Annotated in this window: 23 protein-coding genes and 2 pseudogenes; 20 read left to right on the plus strand and 5 right to left on the minus strand. The window is 71.9% G+C overall.

Features of this window, described 5'->3' with window-relative positions:
• Positions 1-249 precede the first annotated feature (249 nt).
• On the plus strand, positions 250-630 hold the full coding sequence (locus ACZ4UX_RS06700) for a CBS domain-containing protein (protein WP_465705854.1): 381 nt from the start codon (positions 250-252) through the stop codon (positions 628-630).
• Between the two features lie 89 nt (positions 631-719).
• Here ACZ4UX_RS06700 and ACZ4UX_RS06705 read toward each other — a convergent pair.
• Together ACZ4UX_RS06705 and ACZ4UX_RS06710 are read right to left on the minus strand one after the other, a co-directional pair.
• Positions 720-917: pseudogene (locus ACZ4UX_RS06705) on the minus strand (DUF6891 domain-containing protein); the annotation flags it as partial.
• Positions 918-924: 7 nt separating this feature from the next.
• A complete protein-coding gene (locus ACZ4UX_RS06710) occupies positions 925-2,469 on the minus strand; it encodes a flavin-containing monooxygenase (RefSeq protein WP_465705855.1) in 1,545 nt (514 codons plus the stop codon).
• 375 nt (positions 2,470-2,844) lie between these two features.
• On the opposite strand from ACZ4UX_RS06710, the pseudogene ACZ4UX_RS06715 reads away from it, so the two are divergent.
• Positions 2,845-2,925, plus strand: a pseudogene (locus tag ACZ4UX_RS06715) (BBE domain-containing protein); the annotation flags it as partial.
• A 111-nt stretch (positions 2,926-3,036) separates the two neighbouring features.
• Here the strand turns inward: ACZ4UX_RS06715 and ACZ4UX_RS06720 are convergent.
• Both ACZ4UX_RS06720 and ACZ4UX_RS06725 read right to left on the minus strand, forming a co-directional pair.
• A complete protein-coding gene (locus ACZ4UX_RS06720) occupies positions 3,037-3,663 on the minus strand; it encodes a pyridoxamine 5'-phosphate oxidase family protein (protein WP_465705856.1) in 627 nt (208 codons plus the stop codon).
• A gap of 87 nt (positions 3,664-3,750) precedes the next feature.
• Entirely contained in the window at positions 3,751-4,098 is a 348-nt protein-coding gene (locus ACZ4UX_RS06725; RefSeq protein ID WP_465705857.1) for an ArsR/SmtB family transcription factor, read from the minus strand.
• Between the two features lie 322 nt (positions 4,099-4,420).
• Here ACZ4UX_RS06725 and ACZ4UX_RS06730 point away from each other — a divergent pair, with 322 nt between their 5' ends.
• From ACZ4UX_RS06730 to ACZ4UX_RS06800, 15 genes are all read left to right on the plus strand, one after another.
• Complete coding sequence (locus ACZ4UX_RS06730; protein WP_465705858.1) at positions 4,421-5,653, plus strand: MFS transporter; 1,233 nt, start codon at positions 4,421-4,423, stop codon at positions 5,651-5,653.
• 671 nt (positions 5,654-6,324) lie between these two features.
• Positions 6,325-7,092 carry a thioesterase II family protein gene (locus ACZ4UX_RS06735; RefSeq protein WP_465705859.1) on the plus strand — a complete coding sequence of 256 codons (768 nt, stop codon included), beginning with the start codon at positions 6,325-6,327 and terminating at the stop codon, positions 7,090-7,092.
• A complete protein-coding gene (locus tag ACZ4UX_RS06740; protein ID WP_329485908.1) occupies positions 7,089-8,087 on the plus strand; it encodes a LuxR C-terminal-related transcriptional regulator in 999 nt (332 codons plus the stop codon). The genes ACZ4UX_RS06735 and ACZ4UX_RS06740 overlap by 4 nt, the downstream gene beginning before the upstream one ends.
• Positions 8,088-8,274: 187 nt before the next feature.
• The gene (locus tag ACZ4UX_RS06745; protein WP_465705860.1) at positions 8,275-9,141 is read left to right on the plus strand and encodes a diiron oxygenase; all 867 of its coding nucleotides are present in this window, start codon (positions 8,275-8,277) and stop codon (positions 9,139-9,141) included.
• Entirely contained in the window at positions 9,141-10,001 is an 861-nt protein-coding gene (locus ACZ4UX_RS06750) for a class-II aminoacyl-tRNA synthetase family protein (RefSeq protein ID WP_465705861.1), read from the plus strand. Before ACZ4UX_RS06745 ends, ACZ4UX_RS06750 begins: the two co-directional genes overlap by 1 nt.
• Positions 10,002-10,171: 170 nt before the next feature.
• Positions 10,172-10,420, plus strand: a complete 249-nt coding sequence (locus ACZ4UX_RS06755; RefSeq protein WP_329485905.1) for a phosphopantetheine-binding protein — start codon at positions 10,172-10,174, stop codon at positions 10,418-10,420.
• Positions 10,421-10,432: 12 nt separating this feature from the next.
• A complete protein-coding gene (locus ACZ4UX_RS06760) occupies positions 10,433-11,260 on the plus strand; it encodes a class I SAM-dependent methyltransferase (protein WP_465705862.1) in 828 nt (275 codons plus the stop codon).
• A 73-nt stretch (positions 11,261-11,333) separates the two neighbouring features.
• Positions 11,334-12,293 carry a 3-oxoacyl-[acyl-carrier-protein] synthase III C-terminal domain-containing protein gene (locus ACZ4UX_RS06765; RefSeq protein ID WP_465705863.1) on the plus strand — a complete coding sequence of 320 codons (960 nt, stop codon included), beginning with the start codon at positions 11,334-11,336 and terminating at the stop codon, positions 12,291-12,293.
• Complete coding sequence (locus tag ACZ4UX_RS06770; RefSeq protein ID WP_465705864.1) at positions 12,290-13,657, plus strand: preATP grasp domain-containing protein; 1,368 nt, start codon at positions 12,290-12,292, stop codon at positions 13,655-13,657. The genes ACZ4UX_RS06765 and ACZ4UX_RS06770 overlap by 4 nt, the downstream gene beginning before the upstream one ends.
• Positions 13,654-14,928, plus strand: coding sequence for a type III PLP-dependent enzyme (locus ACZ4UX_RS06775; RefSeq protein WP_465705865.1), 1,275 nt, complete (start codon positions 13,654-13,656; stop codon positions 14,926-14,928). Before ACZ4UX_RS06770 ends, ACZ4UX_RS06775 begins: the two co-directional genes overlap by 4 nt.
• A gap of 89 nt (positions 14,929-15,017) precedes the next feature.
• Positions 15,018-15,272 carry an acyl carrier protein gene (locus tag ACZ4UX_RS06780; RefSeq protein ID WP_329485900.1) on the plus strand — a complete coding sequence of 85 codons (255 nt, stop codon included), beginning with the start codon at positions 15,018-15,020 and terminating at the stop codon, positions 15,270-15,272.
• 11 nt (positions 15,273-15,283) lie between these two features.
• Positions 15,284-16,129: a hypothetical protein gene (locus tag ACZ4UX_RS06785; protein ID WP_352294068.1), complete on the plus strand. Its 846-nt coding sequence runs from the start codon at positions 15,284-15,286 to the stop codon at positions 16,127-16,129.
• Entirely contained in the window at positions 16,129-16,770 is a 642-nt protein-coding gene (locus tag ACZ4UX_RS06790) for a hypothetical protein (RefSeq protein WP_465705866.1), read from the plus strand. The genes ACZ4UX_RS06785 and ACZ4UX_RS06790 overlap by 1 nt, the downstream gene beginning before the upstream one ends.
• Positions 16,763-17,923, plus strand: coding sequence for an acyl-CoA dehydrogenase family protein (locus ACZ4UX_RS06795; protein ID WP_329485897.1), 1,161 nt, complete (start codon positions 16,763-16,765; stop codon positions 17,921-17,923). Before ACZ4UX_RS06790 ends, ACZ4UX_RS06795 begins: the two co-directional genes overlap by 8 nt.
• Positions 17,924-18,008: 85 nt before the next feature.
• Entirely contained in the window at positions 18,009-18,431 is a 423-nt protein-coding gene (locus ACZ4UX_RS06800; protein ID WP_465705867.1) for a holo-ACP synthase, read from the plus strand.
• Between the two features lie 144 nt (positions 18,432-18,575).
• On the opposite strand, the gene ACZ4UX_RS06805 is transcribed toward ACZ4UX_RS06800, so the two are convergent.
• Positions 18,576-19,115, minus strand: coding sequence for a TetR/AcrR family transcriptional regulator (locus ACZ4UX_RS06805; RefSeq protein ID WP_465705868.1), 540 nt, complete (start codon positions 19,113-19,115; stop codon positions 18,576-18,578).
• Between the two features lie 91 nt (positions 19,116-19,206).
• Here ACZ4UX_RS06805 and ACZ4UX_RS06810 point away from each other — a divergent pair, with 91 nt between their 5' ends.
• The 3 genes from ACZ4UX_RS06810 to ACZ4UX_RS06820 all read left to right on the plus strand — a co-directional run bounded on the left by ACZ4UX_RS06810 (position 19,207) and on the right by ACZ4UX_RS06820 (position 23,626).
• A complete protein-coding gene (locus tag ACZ4UX_RS06810) occupies positions 19,207-20,466 on the plus strand; it encodes an MFS transporter (protein WP_465705869.1) in 1,260 nt (419 codons plus the stop codon).
• Positions 20,467-20,502: 36 nt separating this feature from the next.
• Positions 20,503-22,380: an asparagine synthase (glutamine-hydrolyzing) gene (gene asnB / locus ACZ4UX_RS06815; RefSeq protein WP_465705870.1), complete on the plus strand. Its 1,878-nt coding sequence runs from the start codon at positions 20,503-20,505 to the stop codon at positions 22,378-22,380.
• 268 nt (positions 22,381-22,648) lie between these two features.
• Positions 22,649-23,626, plus strand: a complete 978-nt coding sequence (locus ACZ4UX_RS06820; protein ID WP_465705871.1) for an ATP-grasp domain-containing protein — start codon at positions 22,649-22,651, stop codon at positions 23,624-23,626.
• The last annotated feature ends 30 nt before the right edge of the window (positions 23,627-23,656 follow it).

Consider the following 23,656-nt stretch of genomic DNA (forward strand, 5'->3'; position numbering starts at 1 on the left):
GCCGCAGCCGCCCCGCCCACGCCGGCGGCGCCACCGGCACGGCCGCCGTGGGCCGGGTCGGCCAGGGCTCCTCCGGCCGCCGCCGGGCACCCCGCCGCGTCGCCCTCGCCGCCCAGAAATCAAGCGCGGGCCCGGACCGTGCCCACGGTCCGGCCCCGCCCCCCGGCGGACCCCCGTCCGCCGTCCCACCGTCGTCAGTGCCCCGACCACCGCCGGCCCCGGCGGAAACGACCCCAAAGGAGTCCGCCGATGACCCTCACCCTGGACCGCACCGCCACGACCACCACGGTCCGCGACCTCATGACCCACCCGGAGCTCCAGATCAGCGACGACGTCATGCTCGACGTGGCGATCCACATCCTGCACAGCTCCGGCGCCGACCACCTCCTGGTCCGCGACGACGACGGCCGCTGCGCCGGCCTCCTGACCCGGCGGCACCTCGCCCCGTTCCAGGCCCGCTCCCGGACCACCGAGCGGACCCCGGTACGCGACATCGTCCTCGACCGCGCGCCGTTCGCCACCCCCGACATGTCCGCCGCCACCGCGGCAGCCGCCATGCGCGCCCGAGGCCTGGCCGTGTGGCCGGTCGTCGACCACGACGGCCACGCCATCGGCTTGCTCACCCTCTGAACCCGCCCGCCGGCAGTCGCCGCAGCCGCCTGGGGACGCTTCGCCTCCGCTCTCTGACGTGCTGTCGAAAGGTCTGACGAGGTTCTCTGTCCGACCGGGCGGCGCCGCCAGGCCAGGGGCGTGATGATGACGGCCCGGGCGGGGGCGAGGTCCCACTCGACGGGGAGGTCCCACTCGACGGGGAGGTCTACCGCTTCGAGGGCGGCTACGACCTCGTGGCCGATGGTTGCGGTGGTCTCGGACGAGCCGTCGAAGCCGCCGTAGAGCAGCATCAGGCCCTGGCCCGCTGGTGTGTCAGCTCGGGTCGACATACGGAGCGGGCACCTTCGTCGTGCGCTGGGCCGGGAGTGGCAGTGCGGCCGGACCGGGCGGGTACCAGGTGTAGACGGAGGGGTCGAAGGCATGGAGCGCGCGACGCAGGCGGCGGGTGGACCACGGCCAGCAGAAGGTGTTCAGACCTGGCGGGGTGAAGTAGTAGCCCGTCGGATCGGTGGCGTAGACGGTCGTGGTGAGGGCTGCCTGCAGGGCCGTGTTGTGCGCGTCCTGGACTTCCTGGCGCACGTCCATCGCTGCCTGTCCGCTGCGGCGCAGATGGGTGAGGGCGGCCGTCACATACCGGAGTTGCGCTTCGAGGACGGTGGGCACGGCGGTGGTGCCGCTGAGCAGGTTCGGTCCTAGGAGCAGGAAGAGATTGGGGTGGCCGCTGACGGTGGTGCCCAGATAGGCATGGCGCCCCGCACGCCAGGTGTCCGCCAGGCTCTGGCCGCGCGGGCCATAGAGCTTCGGGGCGATTGCCAGTTCACCGATGTGGAAGCCGGTGGCCAGGACGAGGACGTCCGCAGCCGCCCTCCGCCCATCGTCGCCGACGATCTCGTCGCCCTCGATGTGCGACGCCCTGGTGGGGTGCAGGCGCACGTGCGGCCGAGCGACGGCCTTGTAGTAGGTGTCCGAGGTGAGCAGGCGTCGTGCGCCGAGGCGGTTGCCAGGGGCGAGGGACCTGCGCAGGTCGGGATCGGGCACCGAGCGGCGCAGGTGCAGGCGCGCTGCGGCTTCGAGCGGCGGCAGCAGGTGCGGATGGCGTAGGGCCAGGCCGATGGTCTCCTGCGCCGCCAGGTGCGCGGCGCGCGCGAAGCGCCGGGCAGCGGGGCTGCGTTGGAGCAGGCGGCGTACGGTTTCGGGCAGGGATACGTCCGGTTTGGGTAGCACCCACGGGGCGGTGCTCTGGAAGATGTCGACGCTCGCCGCGTGGCGTTGAAGGTCCGGTAGGAACTGCACGGTGGAGGCGGCGTTGCCGACGACGGCCACACGGCGGCCGGCCAGCTGGACGTCGTGGTCCCAGCGGGCGGAGTGGAAGACGTCACCGGGAAAGGCCGTGAGTCCGGGCAGGTCGGGGTGGCGGGGCCGGTTCCAGGAGCCGGTAGCGACGATGACCGCCCGGGCGGCGTACGTCCCCGCCGAGGTCTCCAGCAGCCAGCGTCCCTTCGTGGCGTCCCAATGGCCGCCTCTGACTTCGGTTTTGTAGCGGATCAGATGGTCGATGCCGTGTCCGGCCGCGGTGGTCCGGAGGTAGGCGAGGATCTCCGGCTGGGTGGCGAAGGTGCGCGTCCAGGGCCCGGGCGCGAAGGAGTACTCGTACAGCAACGACGGCACGTCGCAGCCGCATCCGGGGTAGGTGTTGTCTCGCCAGGTGCCGCCGAGCCGGTCGGTACTTTCCAGTACGACGACGTCGTCGAGGCCGGCCCGGAGGACGGTGATGGCGGCAGCCACTCCCGACAGGCCGGCGCCGATGACCACCGTCTCCACCTCCCGTGGACCGTCCAGCGCCGCTACGTCACCCATCGCCAGTCTCCCCGTCCCATGCTCGCGACCGCTACAGAAGGACCAACGAGCGGCACGGCACAGAGGTACGTTTTCGCTCACGCATGGGTGCGCCCTGGGAAAGGCCCCGGGCACGAGGGCTTGGAGACAGTGGTCCAGTTCCAAGCGGCGGCCGCCCCCGGTGGGGAACCCTTCCACGACTTTGTGGTCGAAGGTGCCCATGCGGCGGCTGCCGAAGGTCGGCAGGAGGTGGTTCTTGAGGGTGGCCGCGGATGAGACGTGTGCTTGCCATGCTGGCTGGCCCCGGGTCTTGCTGACCTTTTGCTGACCCCGGATGATGGATCGCGCCCCTGAGCTGCGCGGAGACGCCGACCGCGTGACAACGAGCAGAACTACGGCCGACTGCAGAGGGCCAAGAAGACCTGGGACGGGAAGAACGTCTTCCACCATGCCCAGTCGGCCACCTTGCCGTCCTGACCGCACACACGGAGCCATGCCGGCCATCCGGTCAGCAGAGGAGATGGAGGTGAAAGGCGCCGGAGTAAAGAAGGGGCGGCGTTCTCAGGTCCGCGCACCCTCAGGCGGGGTCTACCCGGCCCGCTGCTCCAGTTGCGTCCGCAGTAGGCGGTTCTCCTCCTCCAATGCGGCCAGCCGGTCCTGCAACTGGTCCAGGTGGGGCCGGAGTTCGGCCTCGGAGAAGCGCGGGGTGATGTGCTGGGGGCAGTTCCAGTTGAAGCCCTCGACGTGGATGGTCATCAGGCGTTCCACCCGGCCCCCGGTCCGGGTGGCGAGCAGGCGCCGGTCGAGCTCCGGATTCTGCTCCAGGTCCTGCACCGAGGCCCGGCCGAAGAGCTTCAGCCGGGCCTGGCGGGCGTAGTCCATGAAGAACAGCGCCACCCGGCCGTCCGCGCGGATGTTGCCGGTGCTGATGTACTGGCGGTTGCCGCGCACCTCGGCGAAGGCGATCGTCCGCTCGTCGACGACCTGGGCGAAGCCGGGCGGGCCGCCGCGGAACTGGACGTACGGCCAGCCGGTCTCGCTGACGCTGGCCAGGTAGAACCCGTCGCGGGACTGGATGAAGTCGGTCTCGGCGTCCGTCAGCTCCTCGGGCTCGTCGCCGTGCGCGAGCTGGCGGATGGCCGACAACTCGCTTCCCTGTTCCCTCTGGACCAGGCGCACCTCGTCGGTGTACGCCAGGTGGGCGTAGCGGCCCATGCTGTGCTCCTTCTCGCCGGTGGGGCGGTTGGGTGGACGCGATGGCGCGGCGGTGCGGTGGCGGTCCGGATCACCGGGCCCGCCGGGTCAGCCGGTCGGGTCGGCCGGTGGGGCGGTCGCCGGGGCGGCCGTGAGGATCGAGGTCAGGAGTCCGGGGAAACGGGATTCGAGGTCGTCCCGGCGCAGCCGGCTGAGCCGACTGTTGCCGACCAGCCTGGTCGCCACGACACCGGCCTCGCGCAGGGTGCGCAGGTGGTGCGAGACGGTCGAACGCTTGACGGGCAGGTCCAGCGACGTGCACGACTCCTCGGCGGAGGCGTCGAGCGCCCGGAGGATCTGCAGGCGCACCGGATCGGCCAGCGCCTGGAGCACGGTGCCGATGTCCACCGCCGCCAGGTCGGGCTGTGGCAGCCAGGTCTCCTCGATCGCGTTCATCCGCTCCACCCTGCTCGTCGGTGCGGCCGTGCACCGGTGCCGACGATACCCATCCGTCCGGGCCGCTCGGCAGGAGGCTCTCCGTGCTTCGATAGTAGTCGTCTTGTCCGATGGACATCGACCTTCCCGAAGTCTTTCGGCCGTCGCGCGGGACCGGCGTCGCCGCGTGGTCGTCGGCCGTCGAAGGCCTCAACGGAACTTCTCCGACGGGCATTTGGCCGGAACCCGACGGTCGGCCGGGCTGTCGGCACCAGTGGGGGAGGCCCCTGCCGTTACGATGCCGGTCGTAACAGACGCCGATCATCGAACCGGGAGTCGCACCGTGACCGACCCCGCCGACGCGTCCCCGGCGGTCCCCTGGGGACCCGCCGCGACGCACCTGGCCCTCGGTACCTTCGCCGTGGGCACCGACGCCTTCGTCATCGCGGGCCTGCTCCCCGACATCGCCGGCTCACTGCACGTCGATGTCGCCGCGGCGGGCCAGCTGGTCAGTGTCTTCGCCCTCGCCTACGCGGTGCTCTCCCCGGTTCTGGCGGCGCTGACCGGCACCTGGTCACGGCGTACCGTGCTGGTCACGGCGCTGCTGGTGTTCGGGGTGGGCAACGTGGTCACGGCGGTCGCCCCCGGCTACGGGCTGGTGCTGGCCTCGCGGGTGATCGCGGCGGCCGGCGCGGCGATGTTCACCCCGAACGCGGGCGCCACGGCGGCGGCGCTCGCCGGTGAGCGCCACCGCGGCCGGGCGATCGCCATCGTGACCGTGGGCCTGACCGCCTCGCTCGCCCTCGGCGCTCCGCTGGGCACCGCCCTCGGCGACGCGATCGGCTGGCGGGCGACGATGTGGTTCGTCACCGCCCTGGCCGTCCCGGTCGCCGCCGTGATCGCGTTGCGACTGCCCGAGATCAGGCTCGGCACCGCGGCCGGGCTGCGCCGGCGCCTGTCCCCGCTCACCGATCGGCGGGTGGCCGGCGTGCTCGCCTGCACCCTGCTGGCCTTCGTCGGCGTCTACCTCCCCTACACGTACATCAGCTCCGTCTTCGCGCCGGCCGTCGGGGGATACGGTGGGCGGGTGTCGCTGCTGCTGCTGGTCTTCGGGGTGGCCGGCACCGCCGGGAACCTGATGGCCGGGCACCTCGCCGACCGGTACGGGCCGCGCAAGGTGGTGATCACCGCGACCCTGGGGCTGGCGGCCGTCTTCCTGGCGATGCTGGCGGGCCGGGGCTCGTTCGCGGCCGCGCTGGTGTCGGTGGCGTTCTGCGGGGTGGCCTCCTGGTCGCTGACCGCGCCGCAGCAGCAGCGGATCATCGCGCTCGCCCCGGCGGGCTCCGAGTCCCTCGTCGTCTCGCTCAACGCGGCCGTGCTGTACCTGGCGGTCTCGCTGTCCAGCGTCCTCGGGGCGATCGGCCTGAAGGCCTTCGGCTCCGCCGGGCACCTGCTCCCGGTCGCGGCGGCCTTCGCCGTGTCGGCGGCCGGCCTCGCCTGGATCTCGGGCCGGGCGGACGGCCGTACGGCGCCCGCCGAGCCCCCTGCCGCGCCGGTGTCCTCGCCCGCGGAGTGAGGTCGCCGGGCAGCGGCGGGAGGCCGCCGCTGCCGCCGCTGACGACAGTGCCGACCGGCGGAGCCACGGCGTCGAATCGGCCTCCTTTGCGACCTCGTCACCGAAGAAGTACGCGGGCTTGACGCCGAAGAAGGCCGTGAAGGCCTCCGGGTGGTGCAGGGGCGGACTTTCGCGGGGCCGTTCCGCGGATATAGGCGATGTGCACCGTCGAGATATCTCTGTCATAGAGGTGAATGGCCTTCGCCACCGCTTCGTTGCGGTACGGACCGCGATCCCGGGGGCGCGCGGTCGCGAAAGAGGTGGTCGAGGCGCCTCCCGGGTGCGTCCGGGCAGGATGGTGCGTGTTCCTTCATGGCCTTCCAATCCTCACCAGCAGTCCCACGGGGAACACGTCGCACACGGACTCTGATTGGTTGACATGAAAGTGGCGCAAGGTAAGCTGACGTCCTGGCAACTGCTGTGGCCGCGAACCGTGTTGCGGCCCTCACCATGGAGAACGCGAGTTGCCGCCGTCGACTCCGCCCCGACGGCGATCACGGCCCGAGGAAAGCGCCGCACCTGCCTTCTGCCGACTCTCCTCACCGAAGAACTTCCACGCCTGCGTCAATCATTTGCGTCTCCGCTGCCCAGTGATCGGATAGGACGGGACAACTGGGATGGAAGAACAAGGCTTGACCAATAACACGGGATGGATCCAGATATTCGACCCCGCACCGGAGGCCGGGCTGCGCCTGGTCTGTTGCCCGCACGCCGGGGCCTCGGCGGGCACCTACCGCCGGCTCTCGGCCGCCCTTCCCGGCGGCGTCGAGGCGCTGTCGGTCCAGTACCCCGGGCGGCGCGGCGGGTCCGGGGAGCGCGGGATCGACGACATCGGCGCGCTGGCCGACCGGATCGGCACCGAACTGCTCGGCTTCGACGACCTGCCGTTGGCCGTGCTGGGCCACAGCATGGGCTCGGTCGTCGCCTTCGAGGTGACCCGCCGGCTGGAGGCGGCCGGGCGGGCGCCGGTGCGGCTGTTCGTCTCCGGCCGCCGCTCGCCGTCCGCCGGCCTCGGCCTGAACATCCCCCGGGGCGACGACGAGGTCCTGGACGAACTCCGGGAGCTGGGCGGGATCCCGGCGAGGCTGCTGGAGCGCCCGAAGTACCGCGAGTCGATCCTGACCGTCATCCGCAACGACTACCGTGCCAACTCCCGTTACACCGCCCGGCCCGACACCACCGTGACCTGTCCGGTCACCTTCCTGTTCGCGGACGCCGACCCGTATCTCGACCCGGCGGCGGCGCTCGGCTGGAAGGGCCACACCACAGGGGAGTTCCGGCTTACCTCCTTCCCCGGTGGCCACTTCTTCCTCGATCAGCAGTTGGCCGCGGTGGTCGCGACGATCACCGCGGACCTGGGTGTCGGATCCACCGGACGAGCGGACGGAGACAGAGCGTGAAGCGGGGACTGTGCTCGATCGACGAGGAGCTGGCGGTCCGGGTCTACGAGCGGCTGCTGGTGGCCAAGGGGGTGACCCTCCCGGAGCTCGCCACCGACCTGGGCATCACGGCCGAGCGGGCGGAACAGGCGCTCTCCGCCCTGCGCTGCCTGAAGCTCGTCAGGTACTGCCAGGAGCAGGGGCGCTTCGTGGCGCGCAGCCCCGAGATCGCCCAACTGGAACTGCTCATGCCGCTGGAGCAGGCGATCCGCGAGAAGCGCCGTGAACTGACGGACTTCCAGGACACGCTGGGCTCGTTCGCCGACACCTACAGCAGCCTCCAGCGCACCCGGCTGCGGAGGGAGCCGGTGCTCAGCGGGCTGGACCGGGAGCAGACCGGGTTGCGGATGGCGGACGCCCTGCGCGACCGCCCGTCCGAGATCCTCGTCATGGAGCCGTTCGCCCCGGTCCAGGGGCAGGACTCGCACGTGCTGGGCCTGTCGGCGCTGCCGCCCGGGGTCCCGATTCAGGTCCTGTACCCGCACACCGCCCGCAGCAGCCTGGCCTCGCGCGGCAGCCTGCGGACGCTGGCCGAGGCGAGCGCGCGGGTCCGCACCTCGACCCAGGCCTTCGAGCGCCTGGTCATCGTGGGTGGCGAGGTGGCCTTCCTGGCCGACCCCGGGGGCGACGACGCGGGCGTCACCGTCGTCTACGAGCAGGCCATCGTCGCCCGGCTGGTGCGCTCCTACGAGCACGCCTGGGCGTCCGGGACGGACATCGACTCGAACGTGGTCAGGTACGGCGAGACCCTGGACGAGGTCCGCTGCGCCATCCTGGAACTGCTCGCCTCGGGGCTCAAGGACGAGGTGGTGGCCCGGCGCATCGGCATGTCCTCGCGGACCTTCCGCCGTCACCTCGCCACCATCATGGACGAGTTGAACGCCGAGAGCCGGTTCCAGGCGGGCGCGGCCGCCGTCCAGGCCGGACTCCTGCCGGTCCGGGGCGCCGCCGGCTGACCGGCCCGGTGCCGTCGGTCCCGGAGGGCGTCGCCGCTTCGATATGGCCGTATGTGGCCACACCACATCAGGTCATTGCGGCGCCCGCCGGGACTTCCCTACCTTCGAAGAGTGCCGGAAAACGGCACGGCATTGGAGCCGCCGGCCACCACGAGGCGGCCGGGGAAACTCGGAGGTCAACGCCAGCATGGTCAGCAAACTGATCGACCAGGACGGCCGGTTCCTGGAAATACTCGACCGTCTGACCACGAAGTCGATCGATGACTACTACAACCCCTACAAACTCTTCGAATGGCCGGACAGCCTGCCCGAGGAGATGTGGTGGATGAGCCCCGAACTCACCACCACCCACGGTACCGAGGCCGCCCGGCGGCTCACCGAAAAGGAGCTCCACGCACTGTCGCGGTACGAGAGCATCAACTTCTACAGCCTCAATGTGCACGGAATCCGGGAACTTCTCATCGAGGTCACCAGGCGGATTCACACCACCGGCTTCGAGACGCCCTCGGACTTCTTCCACCACTTCATCGGTGAGGAGAACGAGCACATGTGGTTCTTCGCCGAGTTCTGCCTGCGCTACGGCAGGAAGATCTACCGGCAGCCGGCCGGTGCGAACGTCGAGATCCCCCGCTCGAACGTGGAGAGCCTGCTGGTCTTCGCCCGGATCCTGATCTTCGAGGAGCTGGTGGACCACTTCAACTCCCGGATGGCGCTGGACGACCGCCTGCACGAGACGATCCGCGGGATCAACCGGATCCACCACCAGGACGAGTCGCGGCACATCGCCTTCGGCCGTGAACTGGTCACCGCGCTGGCCGCCGACGTCCGGCAGACCTCCACCGAGGAGGAGATGCGGGACATCGCCGGCTACATCCGGCGCTACATGACCTACAGCTTCGAGACGCTCTACAGCCCGCAGGTGTACCGGGACGCGGGCATCGAGGACCCGCACGGCCTGCGCCGGCAGCTCCTCGAATCCCCGCAGCGCGCCGAGTTCGAGCAGAGCGTGTACCGCAAGACCGCCAAGTACCTCGAGAAGACGGGGCTCATCTGATGGCCGGCACCGCGCCCCGAACCACCGGCCCCCGAACCACCGGCCCGGCCGGCGGACTGGTCATCCTCGACCCGGACCAGACCGACCTGCTCCTCGAACTCGACCGGACGTTCGCCGGCTGGGGCCGCTCCGCCGGAGCCCGCGAGATCCTCCCGCCGCCGCTGTACCCGGTGTCGGACCTGGAGAAGTTCGACGTCTACGTCAACTTCCCGCACCTCGCCCTCGTCGGTGCCGGACTCGACCTGGAGAGCGGCGAGAACAAGCCCGTCGACGGCCGGTTCGCGCCCGCCGCACTGCGCGGCGCACAGGTCGGCCTGCCCCACGCGACCTGCTACAGCGCCTTCCTGTACTACGAGAACTCCGTCGTGGCGGCGGACGCGCTGATCACCCTGGTCAACCGCTGCTTCCGCAACGAGGAGCGGTACGAGGGCCTGCGGCGGCTGCTCAGCTTCCAGATGCGCGAGGTCGTCGCACTCGGCTCGTACGAGCACACGCAGCAGGTCCTCGGGTCCTTCGCCGAGCGGATCGCCGCGTTCGCCGACGCGCTGGCCCTGCGGCTGGAGAAGGTGCCCGCCTTCGACCCGTTCTTCCGGGCCGACGGCGCCCGCGCCCTGCTCCAGAAGCTCAGCCCGGTCAAGTACGAGTTCCAGGTCGGCGACCTGGCCGTCTCCTCCGTCAACACGCACCGCAACTTCTTCGGCGAGCGCTGCGACATCCGCGGGCCGGAGAACGAGTTCGTCTTCACCAGCTGCGTGGCGTTCGGCCTGGAGCGGTGGCTCTCCGTCCTGGTCGACCTGCACCACGGCGACGCGGTCGAGGCCCTGGACGCGGTGCGGACCGCGGCCCGGCAGCTCACCTGAGCCGCGGAGCCTCCGCGTAGATCCCGCACTGGCCCGAGTAGATCACGCACCGGCCCGAGTGGATCCGGCACGGGCCGCGTGGATCCCGTACGTCCCGAGCGCATCCGGCACGGCCCGAGCATGCCCGGATCGCCCTATCGCCCTATCGCCCCAACACCCGAGGAGTGGCAATGGCTTCGGCAGGAATCGACCAGGTCCGCGAGTGGATCCTGGCCAGGCACCCGGACCGGGAATCCATCGAGCCCGACGAGAACCTCATCGAGAGCCGCCTCGTCGACTCGCTCTCCTTCGTGGAGCTGGTCTACACGATCGAGAGCGCCAGCGGCGTCGAGATCGACTTCGACAGCATCGACATGCAGGACCTCCAGACCCTCTCGTCGATCGAGAAGGCCTTCTTCACCCCGGCCCGACTCCCGTAGGAGGCCATCCCCATGGAAGCTGTCTCGTACACGGCCCAGTGGACCGCCGCGGCCCGCGCCGTCGAGTCCGAGCGCCCCGGTGACGCCATGTTCCAGGACAGGTTCGCGCGCGATCTCGCGGCCCCGCGCGGCTTCGAACTCCTCGACAAGTACGGCGGCGGCGGCCTGATCCCGTTCATCGCCATCCGCACCAAGTACCTGGACGACAGCATCGAGGCGCTGCTGGCGGACAGCGGCATCCGGCAGGTGGTCCTGGTCGCCGCGGGGATGGACACCCGGGCGTTCCGGCTGGCCTGGCCGCCCGGCAGCACGGTGTACGAGGTCGACCACGGCGGCCTCATCGACGAGAAGCGTGCCCGGCTGGCCGCGCTCGGGGCCGAGCCCACGGTGGAGCGCCGCGAGGTGTCGGCCGACCTCGCCACGGAGTGGCTGCCCGCACTGCACCGCGCCGGCTTCGACCCGGAACTGCCCACGCTCTGGGTCGCGGAAGGGCTGATGTTCTTCCTCACCGAGGAGCAGGCCTCCCGCCTGCTCGGTGTGCTCGGCTCGGTCTCGGCCCCCGGCAGCCGGCTGGCCGTCGACTTCGCCAGCCGGGCGCTGCTGCGCAGCCCCTTCTCCAGGGCCTTCCTGGCCGGCCTGCGCGAGGACGGCACGCCCTGGCTCTTCGGCACCGACGAGCCGGAGGAGTTCCTGGCCGGTACCGGCTGGAAGGTCCGCGAGCTGCGCGAGCCCGGCGAGCCCGGCGCGGGCCAGGGGCGCTGGCCGTACGAGGTGCAGCCCCGCGACCGCCGGGGCGTGGCGCGCAGCTGGCTGGTCCGCGCCGAGTTCGCCGGCCGCTGAGGAGCGGGCGGATGAGGAGGGAGCGGAGGAGGAGCGAGCGGATGAGGAGCGGGCGGATGAGAGGAGTTCCCGGATGGGTGGCGTGACCACACTGGAGCGGATCGAGTCGTTCCTCCCCGAACGGAGCGTGCGGATCGACGACCTCGCCGAGAGCCTGGGGCTGCGCCGCGCCGAGGTGGGCGTGTTCCGGAAGATCTACGGCCTCGACCGGCTGCGGTTCGATCCCGGCACCGGCCTCTTCGACCTGGTGCTTCCCGCGGCCCGCCGTGCCCTGGCGGCGCTGCCCGAAGGACGGCGGGTCGACTACGTCATCTACGCGCACACCATGCAGACGCTCGCCCCGCCGCACATCGACGCCGCCCGGGTCATCCGGGCGAAGCTGGGGCTGCACGACGCCGAGGCCTTCGCCCTCACCCAGCAGGCGTGCGTCAGCAGCCTCGGCGCCATCGACCTGGCCGGCGAGCTGCTGCGGGCCGAAGCGCCCGAGGGCGCGTACGCGCTGATGGTCACGGGGGAGCGGGCGTACTCCCCGAAGGTCCAGCTGATCCCGAACAGCGCGGTGATGGCGGACGCGGCCTCCGCCTGCCTGCTGACCGTCGGCGGTCCCGGCGACGAGGTGCGCTCGTACCTGACCCGCACCCTCGGCGCCTACGCGGCGGGCCTGGAGATGACCCCGCAGGAGATCAGCGCCTTCGGCCAGGACTACGTCACCGTGCTCGGCGAGGTCATCGAGGAGTCCGTCCGCCGGGCCGGCCTGAGCTTCGACGAGATCGACCTGGTCATCCCGCACAACGTCAACGCGGTGTCCTGGCGCCACACCATCCAGCGGATGGGCGCCGACCCGGGCCGCTTCTTCCTGGACAACATCCCGCTCTACAGCCACTGCTTCGCCTCGGACGTGTTCCTCAACTACACCACCCTGCGCGAGCGGGGCCGGCTGGTCGACGGCGGCCACTACGTCCTGGTCTCGGTCGGCCTGGGCGCCACCTTCGGCGCCATGGTCATCACCCACCGCGAGGGAGGCACCCGATGACCGGTACCGCCTACACGGCGGACCTCAAGGAGGCGCTGACCGGCGACCGCGAAGCGCGGTTCGTCTGGCTCTGCAACTTCGAGGTGGAGAACCAGTGGGCGCACGGCCACACCGGGCTCCCGGCGGCGCGGATCACCACCACCGCCGCGACCGTGCAGCGGATGGAGGAACTCGGCGCCCTGCTCGCCGAGCCGACCGACCACCTGCTGCTCGACCGCCCGCTCGATCCCGGCTACCGCGCGTACGCGGAGAAGACCGGGCTCGGCGCGCCCACCGAACTGATCACCCGGGCCCCGGCCGGCGAGGACGGTACCAGCGGGGCCGTCCTCGACTCCCCGGAGCTGCTGGACCGGCTGCGGGTGCTCGCGGGCGGCGGCGCCTATCTGATGCCGATGGGCAACTCCCCCCTGGAGCAGGAGATCTGCCGGCGGACCGGGCTGCGCCCCGCGGTGCCCGGTCCGGAGACCTCGGCGCGGGTCAACAGCAAGATCTACAGCCGCCGGTTGACCGAGGAGCTCGGCCTGCGGGCGATCCCCGGCTTCACCTGCGAGACGGTGGGCGAGCTCCACCGGGCGCTCGACGACTCGCTGGGCGACGGCGGACCGGTGATCGTCAAGGACGCCTACGGCGTCTCCGGCAAGGGCCTGATCGTGCTCGACAGCCGCAAGAAGGCCGACCGGCTGCTGCGCATGGTCGACCGCCGCGCGCGAAGCAGCGGGGACGACGCGATCCACGTCGTCGTCGAGCGGTTCCTGCCCAAGCGGTTCGATCTCAACTACCAGTTCACCATCGCCCGGGACGGGCGGGTGAGGTTCGACTTCGCGAAGGAGGCCCTGACCTCCGGCGGCGTCCACCTCGGGCACGTCATGCCCGCCGCGCTCTCTCCCGTCCAGTACGAGGGCCTCGTCGCCGCCGCCGAGCGGCTGGGTGCCCGGCTCTTCGAGGACGGCTTCTTCGGCGTGGTCGGCGTGGACGCGCTGCTCGGGCAGGACGATCTGGTGTACCCGGTCCTGGAGATCAACGCCCGTCTGAACATGTCCAGTTACCAGGGGCAGGTCACCGAGCGCTTCCTCGCCCCGGGCGGGGCCGCGCTGGCGAAGCACTACCCACTGCGGATCTCCGCCCCGGTCTCCTTCGACGAGGTGGCCCACGCCCTCGGGGACCTCGCCCGGCCGCCCGTCGACGGCAACGGGCTGGTCGTCACCTGTTTCGGCACGGTCAACGCGCAGGCCGGCACCTCCCTCCCGTTCGACGGCCGGCTCTACACCCTGCTCTTCGCCGCCGACCGGCACGGCCTCGGCGACCTCGACCGCCGGACCACCGAGGCGCTCCACCGTCTCGGCACCACCGAAAGGACGCCATGAACACCAGCGAACTGAGGGTGCAGGGGGTACCGGTCTCGCGGATCGCCGAGCAGTTCGGCACCCCGCTGTTCGTCTACGACGCCGAGGTGCTGCGCACCGTCTACCAGTCGCTGCGCGATGGGCTCCACCCCGCGGTGGACGTCTTCCTCTCGCTCAAGGCCAACCCCAACGTCGCCGTCTGCGGCTACCTCGGCTCGCTCGGCGCCGGCGCCGAGATCTCCTCCCTGGTCGAGCTGATGACCGTCCAGCGGGCCGGCATCGCGCCGGAGAACGTGATCTTCCTGGGGCCGGGCAAGACCCGCGCCGAGCTGGAGGCGTGCGTCGCGGCGAACCTGCACGCCATCGTCTGCGAGTCGCTGGATGAGCTGCGCCTCCTGGAAGAGATCGCCGAACAGGCCGGGCGGGCGGAGGTGCCGGTCCTGCTCCGGGTCAACCCCGACTTCCACACCAAGGGCTCGGGCCTCGCCATGAGCGGCAAACCGCGCCAGTTCGGCATCGACGCGGAACTGCTGCGCCGCTCCCGCCCGGTGATCGACGCACTGCGCCGGGTCCGGGTCCGCGGCTTCCACGCCTACATGGGCACCCGGTTCCTGAACGCCGACGACCTGGTGCACAACACCCGGCAGATCCTGGCGACCGCCGAGGAGCTGTCGCAGACGCTCGGCATCCCGCTGGAGACCGTCGACTTCGGCGGCGGCTTCGGCGTCGCCTACTTCGACAACGAGAAGGACCTCGACCTGGGGGCCGTCCTCGCCGGCATCAACGAGGTCGTCGAGCCATTCGTCCGGGCGCACCCCGGTTGCCGGCTGATCAACGAGCTCGGCCGCTACCTGACCGCGCACGCCGGTACGTACGTGGTGCGCGCGCTGTACGTGAAGGAGTCCCTCGGCGAACGCTTCGTGGTCGCCGACGGCGGCACCAACCACCACATGGCGGCGGTCGGCGTCGGCAGCTTCGTCAAGCGCAACTTCCCGATCCGCTCGCTGACCAGGTACCGGGACGAGCCCAGCGACACGTACACCGTCACCGGGCCGCTCTGCACGCCCAACGACGTCATCGGCAAGAAGGTCGCCCTGCCGCCGGTCGAGGCCGGCGACCTGCTGGGCGTCGAGCGCTCCGGCGCCTACGGGCCGACCGCCTCCCCCGGGCTCTTCCTCAGCCACGGATTCCCCGCCGAGGTCCTGGTCCACAACGGTGCCGCGCACCTGGTCCGGGAGCGGGACCGCCGCGAGGAGATCCTCGCCAAGCAGCACCTCGTCGACTTCGACTGACCGGTCGGCAGCCGTTCCCGGCAGCCCAGACAGCCCAGCCCAGCCCAGCCCAGCCCAGACAGCCCCGGCACAGAGGAGTGAACCGGAACATGGAACGTCAGAACGTGGTGTCCGCGGTGGAGGCCGCTCTCAGCGAGGTCCTGGAGCGGGCCGTCACCGGTATCACCGAGGACGCCCGGCTCTTCGAGGACCTGCACCTGGACTCCACCTCCGTCCTGGAACTGCTGATGGTCCTGGAGGACACGGTCGAGATCTCGGTGGACCCGGAAGCCCTGGACATGGACGACTTCAAGTCGGTGGGCACCCTCACCGACTACGTCCTGGCCCAGGCCGACGGGGCATGAGGGAGACCGCGATGTCCACGACCCTCCAGGGCGCCGGTGCGGTGGTCTCCCCGCCGCGCCGGCCGTACGACGAGGACCCGGCGACGCTCTCCTACTACCGCGACCTGGTCGAGCCCTTCGGCCTGGAGGTGGCGCCGGACCTGCTGCGCGCCGCGCCGAACGTCACCCACCGCGACCTGGTCGACCGGCTCGCGGCGATCGAGGGCGTCCGGGACAGCGCGCCCGACCTGGTGATCGTGGCGCAGGCACTGCCGGACGTGACGCCGTTCGTCGCCATCGCGCCCTACCTCGACCGGCTGCTCGGCGGCGGGTCCGCCAACAACCTCGGCATCGGCCAGCAGGGCCTGGCCGCACCGTTCACCGCGCTGCGGGTCGTCTCCGCCTTCCAGCGGGCCGGCCGGAGCCGCACGGCGGTGCTCGCCGTCCTCGAACAGACCACCCTGCCGACCCGGTTCCCCCTGGTCCACGACAACGGCCTGGTCGACTCCGGGGTGGTGCTGGTCCTCGGCACCACCGGCGGACCCCGGGTGGCGGGGGTCGAGACGATCCCCGCCACCGAGTCGCCCCTCGACCGCCTCGGGGAGCTGGCCGCCAAGGACCCGGCGGGCACGCTGGTGGTCACCGGGCCCTGGTTCGACCGGCGGGGGCTGGACCAGGACGGCCCCCGGCACCGGGTGGAGCCCGGCAGCTACTGCACCAGCGTCTGGCTGGCGCTGGCCCGGAACTGGCGCTCCTGGCAGCACCGGTACGCCACGGTGCTCCTCTGCGACACCGACCCGCGCTCCGGCGAGAGCCACCTGGCCGTGCTGGCCTCGGACTCCGCCGGGACCGCGGCCTCCGGCGAGGGAGCGCTCTGATGCCGCCGGTCGACACCCCGCCCTGGACGGCGCCCGGCGGCGCCGGCACCGGTAGCGCCGGGGCCGCGGCGGCCCTGCGGAACTTCGCCGCCGCGCTCGACGCCTGCCACGAGCTGGCAGGCCCGGGCGCGCTGGTCAGCTCGGCCGCCGGCTGGGCCGTCGCCTCGGCCGGGCGCCTGCCGGAGGGCGCCCCGGTGCCGGGCGGCTTCGACGCGCTCGCCGTGACCGGCCCCGGCGCGCCGTCGCCGGACCGGGCCCGGGAGCTGTTCGCCGACGGGCTGCTCCGGCTCCACCGGGAGCTGCTCCGCGGACTGCTCGACGCCGTCGTGGTCCGGCTCAACGACCGCACCTCGGAGGGCGCCACCCTGCTCAACCGTCAGCTGGTGCGGAGCGCGGTGGCCGACGTCGCGCTGGCCCTCACCGAGGCGGCCGACCTGCTGGCGATCCCCGACCGCACCGCCGCGCGCCGCCACCGGATCCACCGGGGGCTGGTGGACGCGGGCCGCGTCGCGATCAAGCTGTACGGCGCGAGCGGCTTCGTGGCCGACGGCCCCGGCCGGCTGCTGTACCTCGCCGAACTGCTGGGCAACACCTACCTCCTGCCGGACCGCCGAGAACGAGACGAGGACGGGAATGAGTGAGCCGGACCCGCACCGGACAGCCGCGCTCAGGTCCCACATCCGCGAGTCCGCCGGAGAGCTGCGCGGGATCGGTCTGGAGATCGACCGCGACCCGGAGGCGATCGACCGCTGGCTGCACCTCCCCGTGGTGGACATCATGCGCAAGGCCACCGTCCCGGTGGAGTACCTGGAGCGGCCGCTGCGCATCGACGGACACACCTACGACATGAGCTCCTGTCTCGAACACTCGATTGCCATCGAGGAGTTGAGCTATGGAGACGCGGGCTTCATGCTCGCCTGCCCCGGCCCGCTGATGTCCGGCGTGGCGGTCGCCGCGCTGGGTGACGACAAGCAGCGGCAGGCCTACTACGAGCGCGTGGCGGCCCCCGGGTCGACCTGGACCTTCTTCGGACTGACCGAGCCCGAGAAGGGGTCCGCCGCCGCCGAACTGGAGACGGCACTCACCCCGGACGGGGACGGCTTCCGGCTGAACGGCGCCAAGCGCTACGTGGGCAACGCCGCCTTCGCCCAGCTGGGCGTGGTGTTCTGCCGCCGGGCACCGGGACCGCTCGGCATCGAGGCGGTGCTGCTGGACACCACGGCGCCCGGCCTGCGGGCCGAGCTGATCCCGACCGTCGGCCTGCGCGGCGCGCGGATCTCCGCGATCCGGTTCGAGGACGTCCGGGTGGAGCGCGAGCAGATCCTCGGCTACGAGACGCTCAAGCCCAGCCGGCGCGGGCTGGTCGGCGCCATCCGGACCTTGCAGCGGTTCCGTCCGGTGCTCGCCGGGACGGCGCTGGGGCTGGTCCGCGCGGTGCTGGACCACGTGCGGGAGGAGCGCCCGGGGCTCACCGGTACGGACCGGCTGCGGCTGGACGAGCTGGTGGACGCCCTCGCCGCGCTGCGGCACCGGAACTACGAGGTGGCCGCCGCGATCGACGCGGGCCGGACGGGAGCGGACCGGATCGCCGGGGTCAAGACGCGTGCCGCCGAGCTCGCCGAGCGCAGCACCCTGGCCGCCGCCGAGCTGCTGGGACCGGGCGCCCTGCTGGCGGATCCGCTGCTCGACAAGCTGTACCGGGACGCGCGGGCCTTCGAGTTCATGGAGGGCACCGGGCACATCCAGCGGCTGGCCGTCTTCCAGGGCGTGCTCAAGGGCACGTTCCTCCGGTGAGCCCGGTCCGCGCCGGCGTCGTCCGCGCCGTGCCCGCCGTCCGGGCCGGTGTCGTCCGGCCGCCTCGGCGGGGGGTGCGCTGACCGTGTGGATCGGCATCGACGTCCTCCAGGAGGGCGAGCTGGCGGCGCTGCTCGGCCGGCCCTGGTTCCGGGTGTACGCCTACGCGCCGGCGGAGCTGGAGATCGCGGACTCCTACGGGGCGGAGCGGGCCCGGGAGTTCCTCACCGGCCGGTTCGCCGCCAAGGAGGCCGTGCTGAAGGTGATCGGCACGGGCTTCGGCGGGGGAGTGACCCCCCGGCAGGTGAGCGTCCTGCGCGCCGACGGCGGGGCGCCGGTGGTCCGGCTCGGCGGCGAGGCCGCGCTGAGGGCCCGGGAGCGCGGCATCGCGGCCATCGGGGTCTCGATCACGCACAAGCGGGGACTGGTCGTCGCCGCCGCCATCGGGACACCGGGCAGGGTCGCGGCGGACGCACCGCCGGTGGCCCGGGCCGGGCACCGGCCCTGACCGACGAACCGGACAGTCGAGAGAGGGGGAGAGCCCGTGCCACCACCGCCGCAGACGCCGCCCGCCCCGGGCCGGGCCGCCGCCCGCCCGACCGACGCGGGGGCCGCCGGGGCCGCGCCGGTCCTCCCGGGGCGGGGGCGGCGCTCAGTTGAGGAGCCGCTCCGCCATCCGGCGGGCCAGCAGGGCCGGTGCGGCGTTGCGCTCGCGCATCGCGGTGACGATGGCGCCGTCCATCAGCAGGGCGAACTGCGGCGCGAGTTCGGAGTGCCGACTGTGCCCGGCGGCTTCGAGCAGGCGGTCGAGGAAGTCGGTCACCGCCTGTTTGTGCGCTGCCGCCAGCCGGTACACCTCGCTGGCGGGGTCGGACACCTCCGCCATCGCGTTGATGAACGCGCAGCCGTGGAAGTTGACGTCCGCCGCCCCCTCCGCGAGGGCGTCGAAGACCGCGAGCGGTCCGCCCCCGCGGGCGTCCACGGCGTCTTCGAGCCAGGCGCGCCAGCTCTCGTCCCGACGGGTCAGGACGGCCGCCACCAGGGCGTCCTTGCCGGTGAAGTGCCGGTAGAAGGAGGCCCGGCCGACCCCGGAGACGGCCAGCAGTCTCTCCACGCCGACGGCGTGGATCCCCTCGGCGTAGAAGAGCTCCTCCGCGGTCTGGAGGAGGCGGTCGCGTGCATGGGTCGCCATGGGTCCACGGTAGCGGATCTTGACCCCAAACGGCACCGAGCGGTACCGTCCTCATAAACAGAACCGATCGGTACCGAATGAAGGAGGGCCCATGGCCCGGCTGATTGATTCCGGCACGGGAACAGCGCTGATGGCCGAGGACGACCCCGAGGCGGTATCGGCGAGGAGTGCGTGGCGAGCCGTCCTGATGCTCGGCTTCGGCACCTTCGCGCTCGGTACCGACGAGTTCGTGCTCGCCGGGGTGCTGCCCGAGTTCAGCGAGTCCCTGGACGTCTCGATCGCCACCGCCGGCCAGACCGTCACGGTGTTCGCGCTGACCTGCGCCGTGATGTCGCCGGTCCTCGGCACCCTGACCGCCGGCTGGCCCCGCCACCGGGTGCTCAAGCTCGCCGTCCTGCTCTACATGGCGGGCGTGATCGCGACCGGGCTCGCCCCGTCCTTCGCGGTCGTCCTGGTCGCGCAGATGATCGCCGCGGCGGGCGCCGGCCTCTACATCCCCGCGGCCAGCGTCACGGCCGCCAGTCTGGTCGAACCCGAACGCCGGGGCCGGGCCATCGCCGCGGTGACCACCGGGCTGACGGCGGCGACGGCCCTGGGCGCGCCGATCGGCACCGTGGTCGGCAGCGTCCTCGGCTGGCGGGCGACGATGTGGTTCATCACGGCGCTGACGGCGCTGGGCCTGATCGGGGTGCTGGCCCTGGTGCCCCGGGTGTCCGTGCCGGCCCCCGGCGGGCTGCGCCAGCGGCTCGCCCCGCTCGGCGACCGCCGGGTGGTCACCGTGCTCGCGACCACGCTGGTCGCCTTCACCGCCGCCTACATCGTCTACACCTACATGGCCGAGGTGTTCTCCGACGCGACCGGCGGCAGCGGCACCAGGCTGGCGATCCTGATGTTCGCCTTCGGTCTGACCGGGACGGTCGGCAACTTCTACGCCGGCGCGCTGGTCGACCGGATCGGTGCCCGGCCGGTGGTGGGCGGCGCCATCGTGCTGCTGGCCCTCAGCCTCGTCGTCCTCCCGCTGACCACCGGCTCCTACCCGGCCGCGCTGGTCGTCATCGTGGCGTACGGTGTCGCGGCCTGGGCCATCACGGCCCCCCAGCAGACCCGTCTGATCACCCTCGAACCCGAGTCCGCGCCCCTGCTGATCTCGCTCAACGCGGCCTTCCTCTACCTCGCCATCGCCTTCTCCGGCGTCATCGGGGCGGTCGGCATGAGCTCGATCGGCGCGGACCGGATCAGCTTCATCGGAGCGGGGCTGGCCGTGGCCGCCCTCGGCCTGTCCGAGCTGGCGCACCGGTTGTCCTCGCGCACCCCGGCGGCGGAGCCGTCGAAGGTCGATTCGTACCACTGAAACGCGCTCGATCACTCGACGAAAGGGATGTCCGAGATGTGTGGAATAGTCGGCTGGGTGGACTTCGGTCGCGACCTGACCAGGGAGGGAGCGACCGCGCAGGCCATGACGGACACCATGGCCTGCCGGGGGCCCGACGCCGAAGGCGTCTGGACCGCCCCGCACGCGATGCTCGGCCACCGCAGGCTCGCGGTGATCGACATCGAGGGCGGCGCCCAGCCGATGACCACCCCGGAGACCGGTCCGGACGGCCGGCCGCTCGTGGTCCTGAGCTACAGCGGCGAGGTCTACAACTTCCAGGAGATCCGCGAGGAACTGGTCCTGCTCGGCCACCGCTTCCTCACCAGGAGCGACACCGAGGTGGTGCTGCGCTCGTACCTCCAGTGGGGGAGCGAGTTCGTCCACCGCTTCAACGGCATGTTCGGCCTGGCGATCTGGGACACCCGGACGCAGGAGCTGCTCCTGGTCCGCGACCGCCTCGGCGTCAAGCCGCTCTTCTACTACCCGATCGACGGCGGCGTGCTCTTCGGGTCCGAGCCCAAGGCCATCCTCGCCAACCCGCGGAGCACCGCGACGCTCGACCTGGACGGGCTGCGCGATGCCCTCGCCCTCGCCCGGGTGCCCGGCCGGACCCCGTTGAAGAACCTCTACGAGGTGCGGCCGGGCCACATCCTGCGGGTCGGCCGCGACGGGCTGCGCGAGGAGCGCTACTGGTCGCTGGAGACCCGCCCGCACACCGACGACCTCGACACCACCGTCGCCACCGTCCGCGAGCTCATCGAGGACGCGGTGAGCCGGCAGATGGTCTCCGACGTACCGCTCTGCGCGCTGCTCTCCGGCGGCCTCGACTCCAGCGCCCTCACCGCGCTGGCCCAGCGCTCGCTCGACGCCAAGGACGGCAGCCGGGTCCGGACCTTCTCCGTCGACTTCGTCGGACTGGCCGGGGAGTTCAAGCCCGAGCAGTTCCGGGACGCGCCGGACGCCCCGTTCGCCGCCGAACTCGTCCGCCACGTCGGCACCGAGCACCGCGAGATCCTCCTCGACACCGCCCAGCTCGTCGACCCCGGCGTCCGCGACACCGTGCTGCGGGCCTGGGACCTGCCCTACGGCATCGGCGACCACGACCCCTCGCTCTACCTGCTGTTCAAGGCGGTCCGGGAGAGCTCGACCGTCGCCCTCTCCGGCGAGTCGGCCGACGAGGTCTTCGGCGGGTACCTCTGGTTCCACGACCCGGTGGCCTCGCAGGCCGACACCTTCCCGTGGCACGCCATCAACCGGGTCCCGGTGAGCGAGCAGGCGACCAGCTTCCTCGACCCCGGCCTGGTCAAGTCCCTCAACCTGGCCGAGTACGTCGCCGACGAGTACCGCACCGCCGTCGGCCAGGTCACCCACCTGCCCGGGGACAGCGACCTCGAACGCCGGATGCGCCTCGCCAGCCACCTCAACATCACCCGCTTCCTCCAGATGATGCTCGACCGCAAGGACCGGATGAGCATGGCGACCGGCCTGGAGGTCCGGGTGCCGTTCTGCGACCACCGGCTCGTCGAGTACGTCTACAACACGCCGTGGGCGTTCAAGACCTTCGACGGGCGGGAGAAGAGCCTGCTGCGCCACGCCACCAAGGACCTGCTGCCGCGGTCGATCGCACAGCGCCGAAAGGCCCCCTACCCCTCGACCCAGGACCTCGGCTACGACCGGGCCATCAACCGCGAACTCGCCCGGATCGCCGACGACCGGGACGCCCCGGCGCGGCCGCTGCTGAACCTCGACGCCGTCCGGTCCCACCTCGCCGCGCCGGTCGAGAACGCCTACTCCATGATGCAGCGCTCGGTGTACACCGAGCCCCCGGTCCGGCTGGACGCCTGGCTCAGGCTCCACGACGTCCGGCTCGACGACGGCCTCCTGACCGCCTGACCGCCTGACCGCCCGACCGTCCGGCACCGGTACCCGACCAGGGCGCCGCCGGGACCATCGGCGACCGTCGAGCGGCCTGTGGGAGCGGGTACCCGGGACACCGGGTACCCGCTCTCCCCGGCCTCTGGGCGGGTCGCGGTCCCCGGCGGCCCGCAACGACGAACACCTCGGGCAGAAGTCCCGGACAGGGATGCCACCAGGAACTGATCGCCGCTCAATTCGTGTTCCCTCACTCGGAATTGGCGCCGCGATGGTGTTGACTGAGACGATGATGCCGTTGTTGTTGGTGACCGACCACGGGTCCAAGGAGGGCAGCCGCGAGATCCTCGCCGACGCCATCGCCCGGGTGACGGGCCAGGGTCCGGTGCGGCTGGACGCGCGGCTCCTGTACGACGACGGGCCCGTGACGGCCAGCCTTGAGCGGGCCGGCGGCCTCCTCACGGTCCGCCGGCCGGGCCGCGCCCCGGTGGCCGTCGAACCGGTGGTCGTGGTCTTCGAGATACCTCCCCACCGCAGACGCCACCTCGAAGGATTCCAGGACCTGCTGCGCCGCTTCGGAGCGCGGACGCTCGCGGCGGATCCCGAGGCGTGGCGGGTCGCGACGGACAAGTCCCTGATGGTCGAACGGTTCAGCCGGGACTCCGTCGCGCAGATGGAGACGCTGCGAATGAACGGCTCCTGGCACGACATGCTGAGCGCGTTCCGCCGCCTGGGCCGGGACGTGTGGGCGCGGCCCGTACTCGGCATGGGCGGAGCGGACGTCTTCCACGTCACCGGCACCGAGCAGCTGAAGGCCGCCGCCGCCTTCTACCGGAGCACCGGGCAGGGCTGGCTCATCTCCCGCGATGCGGGGAACTTCACGGCCGACGGCCGCCGCAACCAGCACCGTGTGATCGTGCTGAACGGAAAGGTCGTCCACGCCTTCGAACGCCACCAGAGTGACCCGGACCGGCCGTGCAACGTCTCCCAGGGGGCCGGCACCACCGTGTTGGGCCCCGACCGGCTTCCCCCGAGGCTCGCCGAACTCGCGGTGGCCGCCACCGCGTCCGTCGGACTGCCCTTCGCCGGCGTCGACCTCGCCGCGCAGAGCGGCGGTGTCGTCTTCGAAGTGAACGTCCATCCTGCCTTCAACCCCGACCGGCCCGTGGAGACTGTCGCCATCCCCTACATCCGCGCCCACCTGTCGGCAGACCCGGACCTGACGTCCAACGGTGCCGGCCGACGAGGCGACCGCCGACCGGCGTGAGCCCCGCCGCGTTGCCCGGTTCCCCTGCCG

Source organism: Kitasatospora sp. NPDC028961 (assembly GCF_055564815.1).

Bases quoted from the DNA above. Each gene is read 5' to 3' on its own strand.
- ACZ4UX_RS06700 (WP_465705854.1), top strand. From the start codon at position 250: ATGACCCTCACCCTGGACCGCACCGCCACGACCACCACGGTCCGCGAC.
- ACZ4UX_RS06710 (WP_465705855.1), bottom strand. From the start codon at position 2,469: ATGGGTGACGTAGCGGCGCTGGACGGTCCACGGGAGGTGGAGACGGTG.
- ACZ4UX_RS06720 (WP_465705856.1), bottom strand. From the start codon at position 3,663: ATGGGCCGCTACGCCCACCTGGCGTACACCGACGAGGTGCGCCTGGTC.
- ACZ4UX_RS06725 (WP_465705857.1), bottom strand. From the start codon at position 4,098: ATGAACGCGATCGAGGAGACCTGGCTGCCACAGCCCGACCTGGCGGCG.
- ACZ4UX_RS06745 (WP_465705860.1), top strand. From the start codon at position 8,275: ATGGTCAGCAAACTGATCGACCAGGACGGCCGGTTCCTGGAAATACTC.
- ACZ4UX_RS06750 (WP_465705861.1), top strand. From the start codon at position 9,141: ATGGCCGGCACCGCGCCCCGAACCACCGGCCCCCGAACCACCGGCCCG.
- ACZ4UX_RS06755 (WP_329485905.1), top strand. From the start codon at position 10,172: ATGGCTTCGGCAGGAATCGACCAGGTCCGCGAGTGGATCCTGGCCAGG.
- ACZ4UX_RS06760 (WP_465705862.1), top strand. From the start codon at position 10,433: ATGGAAGCTGTCTCGTACACGGCCCAGTGGACCGCCGCGGCCCGCGCC.
- ACZ4UX_RS06765 (WP_465705863.1), top strand. From the start codon at position 11,334: ATGGGTGGCGTGACCACACTGGAGCGGATCGAGTCGTTCCTCCCCGAA.
- ACZ4UX_RS06770 (WP_465705864.1), top strand. From the start codon at position 12,290: ATGACCGGTACCGCCTACACGGCGGACCTCAAGGAGGCGCTGACCGGC.
- ACZ4UX_RS06775 (WP_465705865.1), top strand. From the start codon at position 13,654: ATGAACACCAGCGAACTGAGGGTGCAGGGGGTACCGGTCTCGCGGATC.
- ACZ4UX_RS06780 (WP_329485900.1), top strand. From the start codon at position 15,018: ATGGAACGTCAGAACGTGGTGTCCGCGGTGGAGGCCGCTCTCAGCGAG.
- ACZ4UX_RS06785 (WP_352294068.1), top strand. From the start codon at position 15,284: ATGTCCACGACCCTCCAGGGCGCCGGTGCGGTGGTCTCCCCGCCGCGC.
- ACZ4UX_RS06790 (WP_465705866.1), top strand. From the start codon at position 16,129: ATGCCGCCGGTCGACACCCCGCCCTGGACGGCGCCCGGCGGCGCCGGC.
- ACZ4UX_RS06795 (WP_329485897.1), top strand. From the start codon at position 16,763: ATGAGTGAGCCGGACCCGCACCGGACAGCCGCGCTCAGGTCCCACATC.
- ACZ4UX_RS06805 (WP_465705868.1), bottom strand. From the start codon at position 19,115: ATGGCGACCCATGCACGCGACCGCCTCCTCCAGACCGCGGAGGAGCTC.
- ACZ4UX_RS06810 (WP_465705869.1), top strand. From the start codon at position 19,207: ATGGCCCGGCTGATTGATTCCGGCACGGGAACAGCGCTGATGGCCGAG.
- asnB (WP_465705870.1), top strand. From the start codon at position 20,503: ATGTGTGGAATAGTCGGCTGGGTGGACTTCGGTCGCGACCTGACCAGG.
- ACZ4UX_RS06820 (WP_465705871.1), top strand. From the start codon at position 22,649: ATGATGCCGTTGTTGTTGGTGACCGACCACGGGTCCAAGGAGGGCAGC.